Origin of the sequence: Pseudomonas sp. M47T1 (assembly GCF_000263855.1) — a bacterium.
In the GTDB taxonomy this organism is placed as follows: domain Bacteria; phylum Pseudomonadota; class Gammaproteobacteria; order Pseudomonadales; family Pseudomonadaceae; genus Aquipseudomonas.
In genome coordinates this window covers 76925-83255 of record NZ_AJWX01000029.1, presented here as the reverse complement: position 1 = coordinate 83255, position 6331 = coordinate 76925, and the positions used below count along the sequence as shown (strand labels likewise).

Genomic DNA, 6331 nt, shown 5'->3' with positions numbered 1-6331 from the left:
AGCATACCAATGGTGTGACGGATCAGCATTTCTGTCCCACGGGGAGCGCATGCAGCTGGCATTCGGCCTGGACCCAATTGAGGGCATGGACTCAATACCACTGATGTATCAAGGCGCCTCTGATGACTTTCTTGGGCCACATGAAGATATTGCTTTGCCATCTGAAGCCCAGGGTATCGATTTTGAGGGGGAGTTCGCTGTTCTGGTTGACGATGTGCCTATGGGTTGCCCTCCGGAGCATGCCGCCGAGCATATCAAGCTCATCGTGCAATTGAATGATGTAAGCCTGCGCACGCTAGCCCCCCGTGAAATGAAGACCGGTTTTGGCTTCATTCAGGCCAAACCTGCTACTAGCTTCGCTCCCGTCGCCATAACGCCAGATGAGCTGGGAACGGCATGGCGGGAGGGGAGGATTTACCTCTCGCTAAATGTGGAACTTAATGGGGAATGGGTCGGCCATGCATCAGCCTCAGAAATGCATTTCAATTTTCCACAGCTTATCGCACATGCATCGCTCACTCGTCGGCTCCATGCGGGAACGGTAATTGGTTCAGGCACGGTCTCCAATGCCGATCCAAAGGTAGGTGTCAGTTGTCTGTCGGAGAAACGAGCCATCGAGATGGTGAGCGACGGCCGACCATTGACAGAATATCTGCAATTTGGCGACCGAATCAGGATGGAAGCACGCTCGAGCTCAGGAGCATGTCCATTCGGTGCTATTGATCAACAGGTTGTATGTGCAGCTCAGCCAAACCCTGATAGATAATTTATTTTGGATCTCGCAAATGGATATTAATAATCGTCGTTTGATCGATTTGTCAGTTACGCTGGAAAACAACCCGTATACCGACCCGCCCCCCTTACTCCCGCGGATCGACTACATGGACCATCAAGAAGGTTGGCCGGAAATGGCTGCTCTGTTCCCAGGTCTTGAACTGGAGCAGCTCCCTGGGAAAGAGGCGTGGGCGGCAGAACGCCTTAATATCACAACGCACAGCGGTACCCACATGGACGCGCCCTGGCATTATGCCTCTACCACCGATGGCGGAAGTCCCGCCTACGGTATAGATGAGTTGCCCCTGGAGTGGTGCCTTAGACCAGGGGTCAAACTGGATTTTCGTAACCTACCAGACGGGTACGTCGCGACAGCGGAAGATATTCGGTCTGAACTTTTTCGTATTAACTATACCCTGCAGCCGCTCGATATCGTGCTCGTTAATACTGCAGCAGGTGCGTTGTTTGGTCAGCCTGGCTACTTGGACAAGGGCTGCGGGATTGGACGTGAAGCGACATTGTGGTTGCTGGAGCAAGGTGTGCGTGTGGTTGGGACAGACGGTTGGAGCTGGGATGCTCCTTTTAAGTACACCCGTGAGAGGTTTGCCGAGACGGGCGACCCTGCGCTGATCTGGGAAGGCCATAAAGTGGGCCGAGACATAGGCTATGGTCAGATGGAGAAACTGAGCAACCTTGAGTCGTTACCAGACTACGGTTTTTGGGTGTCCTGCTTCCCCTATAAAATCAAGCACGCCTCTGCAGGGTTCGTGAGAGCTGTTGCTATCCTCGCGGCGTGATAGTGCCACCTCAGGACCTAGCCCTTTAAAAAACCGACACACATGACGCCGAGATCACGCTTCAACTGTTCCCAATCACCTTCGCCGGCGGCATCTGCCGCCGAGCCCAGTCCCAGGAAACGGGCCAACGCAGCATATGCAATAGCGAAACATGCCCTGACAGCATGCTCGGGATCCGGATGCCTGAATTCCGCACGCGACTCAAGCAGAAGCTCGTTAAAGATATTCGCTGCTTTCAGATGTTTTGCCTTACCGAAGACAGCCACGCGTGGGTCGGAGCTGCGGGCCATAATAGGCCTCAAAATGCTCGAATGGCTTTTCAAATGCTCAGCCAATGCAGCGATCGCCATTGGAACTTTTTCAACGAGACTGAGCTGTTTGCTACGGAGCGTCTCTATAAGATTTGTCCATTCAGCATCCATCTCTCCGAAGACATTCGCCATTACGGCAAGGAAAAGCTCATCCTTTCCCTCGAAACGGGCATAAATTGAACCTACTGATACGCCCGAGCGCTTGCTGATGCCGGCAATCGTCAGCTGCTCAAATGTGCCTTCACTCAGCAATTCGCGCGTCGCGGTCAAGAGCTTTTCAAGAGCAACTCGGCTTCGGTCCTGCTTCGGAGGGTTTAGAGCAATCGCGGTTGGCATATAGGTCTCACGTGAGGACAGCAGATGAGCGGCTGATAAGTCAGCTTCCCGAAGAAAAATTGAGCAACGAGGAAGGGGCGATATCGACTCCACACCACTAATACTAGAACCTACATTCTAGAATAGTCTGATGAACGTTGCATGAGATTTTTTCGACATCTGCTTAACGGCTTTGGGCAAGCTGTCATCTAGTGCCCATAGCATGCCTCTGTGTCGACCGAAATACTTTCTGAGCCGGATATCATTTCACTGGTGGCTCCGAGCAGCTCCTCGATGTAGGCGCAGGCGGTAACAAGCGGAGCGCCCAATGCAAAGGCGACTTACCCCGAGTCTGCTTTCCAGCAGCTTCGGATACCCCCTTTTACCAGCTGACAGGTTCGCCTGCATAGTCGACGAAATGGAGACCTCCATGCCCAGCGTGATGCATGACTTGATCCACAACGCCTGAGGTGCTGGTCCATACGTCTATGTCGCCGTCATCACCCCCAAGATCGGTTTTAACCCAACCTGGGTGTAAACATAAAAACGTAGTCGCAGGACCTTCCCACGCACTGACCAAGGAATTGACCAACGAGTTGAGCGCGGCCTTGCTTGCCTTGTACAAAGCCATGTCGGTGCCGTCGGGATTCGCAACACTGCCCATGCGCGAAGACATGAAGGCCAGCACACCGGTCCCTGGGCGTAACTGGTGAGCTAAGGTTTTGGCAAGTACCACGGGAGCCAGCGAATTGGTCAGGAATAGCTGCCCCAGAATCTGCTCGTCGAAGGCAATACGAAGATCACCTACTGGGCCCAGTACCCCCGCGTTGACCAAAATCAGATCGAAGCATTCTTTTCGCATTTGCAGTCCTAATGCTTCGATTTGCGCTAGGTCGTTCATCTCGAGTATTTCTACAGTGGCGCCTGTTTGCCGGAGGAGCTCGACGCTCATACTGTTACGCACCGTGGCAGTCACCTGCCATCCGCGCTCGGTCAGCCGTTCGACAATTCCCAGCCCTAAGCCTCGAGAGGCACCGATAATCAATGCTGTTCGATTCACGCATGTCTCCTTGGATCAAGACGACCGGTTCGGTTATCGTAACGATCGCGGTGAAGCTTGGTAAAGCTGCATCTCATAATGCCCAAAAATTCCAACTCATCGATAGACTATCCGCCGATTTTTTTTCGGCCCTCGACCATGGAACATATATTTCGATATCTCATTCGCCAACCTGGCCAGCCCAAGTCTGGCAACTCAGTAAGCTACCTAAGATTGCCAATAGCATATCCACGGCTCGGGCTGCCCAATGTGCTTGGCAGTATAACATGCGCCGATCGCCGGCCTATATAGCGACCAGGCGAGCGTAGCTAGCACGCCCGCAAATTTAACAATGCGAAAAGTGATTTAGCAGCCGAATACATAAGGTACCACTGACTTCTATTCTTTGTACGAGGTGCCGATTTTTCAGCTGCAGTTAGCGATTGCTTTTGATTTGGCACCCCCGGCTTCAGGCTGCGTTTTTACTATGGTATCTTTATGATCCGCTTTCTGGGCCGCAAGATAAGCCTGCTGGTGGTCGATCATTCGCTGCGTGGTACGGTCCGAGCCGTCCTGAGCAAAAGCACTTGCAGTACCGAAGCCGAGGAGGGTGATAATGGCAAGCTTGCAAAAGTTCATAGTCGTTCTCTCTAGTAAGGATATCAGAAGCCTCTTAATCGCCTCCGGTTCACATTATTCAAAGGCTGGATTAAGCGGGAATTAACTGAGGGAAACCCTGAAAAAGCCTCGCTGATTTGGCAAAATACCGTCATGCCAACCGCTGAGCTTTTCCGATGAAGCAAATGACCTTTGGCCGCTCTTGGTGTTCCACTAATTTGTGGCCCAGGCGCTTTGATATGTACGGTGGCCGTGGTCCTCGCCGGTAGCATTGTGGGCGGTGTAGCGGGAAGCATCGCCGCCGATAGCTTGGATGATGAGCTAGAGGAGTTTTCCAAGTGGGAGGTTCGCTGATCGACCAGCAGCGCGTAAAACTTTGGTGGGCGTTGTCAGACGCGTTTGTAGATAATGATGTGGACTATGCGGCGATGGCTTGTGAGATCCAAGGGGTAGAGCCCTCGGTAGTAAAGGCGATTCTATTCTCTGAGGTTGCGCCTGTGTGCCACACCAATCTGGAAAGCGTGCTGCCGGCTATCTGGGCTTGCTTTAACCGCGAAGAACTGGAGGACGATATCAGGAATATGCTTAGAGCGCGTGAGATAAGCCTGTTTAGGCGGTACAGGGACAGAGTGACGATCTGCTGGCTTCAGTACCGCTATCGATATATTTGGGTTGAGTTAGATAGGGCACTTTCGCTAGCTCGGCCATAAATGCTCTGCGTACGCTCTTGCCGTTTGCGTCCAGGCTTTATTCTCAGAGGATGTTCCGGTCTAGGAAACCTGGAACCTCATTGGGGCACAGGGCCAGCGCGGCCTTCGGCGGGAGCGGTATTAAGCAGACCGCGTTTGGCTTTGACGCGGCCAGGTCCGCTGCTACGTGCGTGGGGCGGTGGGGAGTTCTTGGAGTCGGGCTTGTACGGCATCATCGAAGATGATGTACAGGGTTTCCACGTCGGCGGGCTTTACCTTTCGCCCGCTTTCGAGCTCGCCGATCAGGGCGATCTGCATTTCCGCTTCGCGCTCCAGATCCGCCCGCGTACTCGCCGCATTCAACGCGCGAACCAGGTCATCGATCTGGTTGCGTACAGGCTTGGCAAGCTTCAACAGGTCCAGTCGTTCTTGGAGCATGGGTGCGATCTCTGGCGGGAATGAAGGGGCAGTAAAACCCCGGAAACAAAAAAAGGCACCCGCTAGAGGTGCCTTTTTCGTGACGCTTTGTTTGGTGGAGCCGGGGGGATTTGAACCCCCGTCCAAATCCCAGCTTATGCGGCGCGCAGCCTCGAGGCTGTCATAAGGCTGTCATTCAGGGCGTGAGGTTCAGATCAGAATTCCGGGCTTCGCAATTTCTTGCTCTGCGAATTCGCTGGCCATGAGGTAGAGAAACTGCATGGGTTGTCCAGTGATGAAGTCTTGGAAACAAGGACCAAACGTACCCTGGACTATCTTGGGCAGATGGTGTGGCCGGTATCGTGTGATCGATCCCAAATAGTAGCTCAGGGCATATATGCCGGCTAGTTGAGGCATAAGCTCTGCAGTTTCATTAGGGGGGCAGAGGTATAAATAATGTTTTCGGTACGGCGGTGTACTTGTCACAATTGTCCAAATCCTCGTTTTCAGAGTTTGAGACACGTTCTTCAATACGTCGCTTACAAATCCTGGGTATACTGTGTGTGTTGATTGTTCAAATACCGCCATGTCTGGATATGCACTGTTCTTGACATTCACAAAATCAGAATCTAACCCAGACTCTTCGAGCATTCTCTTTCTTGTGATGTTGTATCGGTTCAAAGAGTCTTGCCTAATGAATATTCGAAGCCATACGTGCTTGGCGTCTTCATCGTGCCAATACTCTACGCTTTCGATGGGAACAAAACGTTCCTTTTCATCTGAGGCGGCCCGCCATAGCCTATGTGCCGCAACAACCTGAGGCAGGAGCTTAGGAATGTCGTACGTAGACGGAGAGAGTATCGCTTTCCCGGTTAGGGAGTCCAAAAACGCTGCGAAGTTTTGTATTTCTCCATGTTTTCCAGGCGTGGGGAAAGCCTTCAAGAATGCGTCCTCAAGCTCGATCTGTCCGGGCTTCAACTGCTCTGTCAAACCATGCTGAGCTTTATCAAACGTGGTAGCAAAACCCTTAGTTAGGCAATAGGATTTAACCAAGTTCATATAGCTGTAGTATAGCGAAAGCGGGCGGGCTTCCAAGCTGTTTGCCTGGTTGGCGGATGAGAAAAAATCACGCGCTTGGCTGAGGCAAGCTTGTGCTTCTGGTAATGCAATTGCTGGGCATTTCTCGACAATATTTCGCTCAATTAGCGACCACGGATCTAAGGAAAAAATAGTGTCCTGAGTTTTATACCTGTTTTTATGAGAAAGCACAGTTGGCCAGAATGAAAACGGTACGACACGTTTTTTAACCTCAACTCTCTTGCCTGATTTTGCCTGCTGTAATTGCAAAGCTGAATTCCTTGTCTATGGATG

8 protein-coding genes are annotated in these 6331 nt (G+C 52.1%); 3 read left to right on the top strand and 5 right to left on the bottom strand.

What is annotated here, in order from left to right:
- Positions 1-766, top strand: a 766-nt coding sequence (locus PMM47T1_RS29300) for a fumarylacetoacetate hydrolase family protein (protein ID WP_081492709.1), incomplete at its 5' end; no start/stop codon positions are given.
- A gap of 19 nt (positions 767-785) precedes the next feature.
- On the top strand, positions 786-1571 hold the full coding sequence (locus PMM47T1_RS24035) for a cyclase family protein (protein ID WP_043301483.1): 786 nt from the start codon (positions 786-788) through the stop codon (positions 1569-1571).
- Between the two features lie 17 nt (positions 1572-1588).
- On the opposite strand, the gene PMM47T1_RS24030 is transcribed toward PMM47T1_RS24035, so the two are convergent.
- From PMM47T1_RS24030 to PMM47T1_RS24020, 3 genes are all read right to left on the bottom strand, one after another.
- Positions 1589-2218: a TetR/AcrR family transcriptional regulator gene (locus tag PMM47T1_RS24030; protein ID WP_008373905.1), complete on the bottom strand. Its 630-nt coding sequence runs from the start codon at positions 2216-2218 to the stop codon at positions 1589-1591.
- A gap of 361 nt (positions 2219-2579) precedes the next feature.
- On the bottom strand, positions 2580-3257 hold the full coding sequence (locus PMM47T1_RS24025; protein ID WP_043301473.1) for an SDR family oxidoreductase: 678 nt from the start codon (positions 3255-3257) through the stop codon (positions 2580-2582).
- Between the two features lie 405 nt (positions 3258-3662).
- Positions 3663-3875: a hypothetical protein gene (locus PMM47T1_RS24020; protein WP_008373903.1), complete on the bottom strand. Its 213-nt coding sequence runs from the start codon at positions 3873-3875 to the stop codon at positions 3663-3665.
- Positions 3876-4192: 317 nt separating this feature from the next.
- On the opposite strand from PMM47T1_RS24020, the gene PMM47T1_RS31005 reads away from it, so the two are divergent.
- Positions 4193-4564, top strand: a complete 372-nt coding sequence (locus tag PMM47T1_RS31005) for a DUF7079 family protein (RefSeq protein WP_008373902.1) — start codon at positions 4193-4195, stop codon at positions 4562-4564.
- 162 nt (positions 4565-4726) lie between these two features.
- Here PMM47T1_RS31005 and PMM47T1_RS24010 read toward each other — a convergent pair whose 3' ends face one another.
- Positions 4727-4981, bottom strand: coding sequence for a hypothetical protein (locus PMM47T1_RS24010; RefSeq protein WP_008373901.1), 255 nt, complete (start codon positions 4979-4981; stop codon positions 4727-4729).
- A gap of 189 nt (positions 4982-5170) precedes the next feature.
- Positions 5171-6307 (bottom strand): YaaC family protein, encoded by a 1137-nt coding sequence (locus PMM47T1_RS24005; protein ID WP_081492707.1) that lies wholly within the window; start codon positions 6305-6307, stop codon positions 5171-5173.
- Between the last annotated feature and the right edge of the window lie 24 nt (positions 6308-6331).

What these genes read in the sequence shown, in the direction of transcription:
- PMM47T1_RS24035 (WP_043301483.1), top strand. Translation starts at nt 786, where the DNA reads ATGGATATTAATAATCGTCGTTTGATCGATTTGTCAGTTACGCTGGAA.
- PMM47T1_RS24030 (WP_008373905.1), bottom strand. Translation starts at nt 2,218, where the DNA reads ATGCCAACCGCGATTGCTCTAAACCCTCCGAAGCAGGACCGAAGCCGA.
- PMM47T1_RS24020 (WP_008373903.1), bottom strand. Translation starts at nt 3,875, where the DNA reads ATGAACTTTTGCAAGCTTGCCATTATCACCCTCCTCGGCTTCGGTACT.
- PMM47T1_RS24010 (WP_008373901.1), bottom strand. Translation starts at nt 4,981, where the DNA reads ATGCTCCAAGAACGACTGGACCTGTTGAAGCTTGCCAAGCCTGTACGC.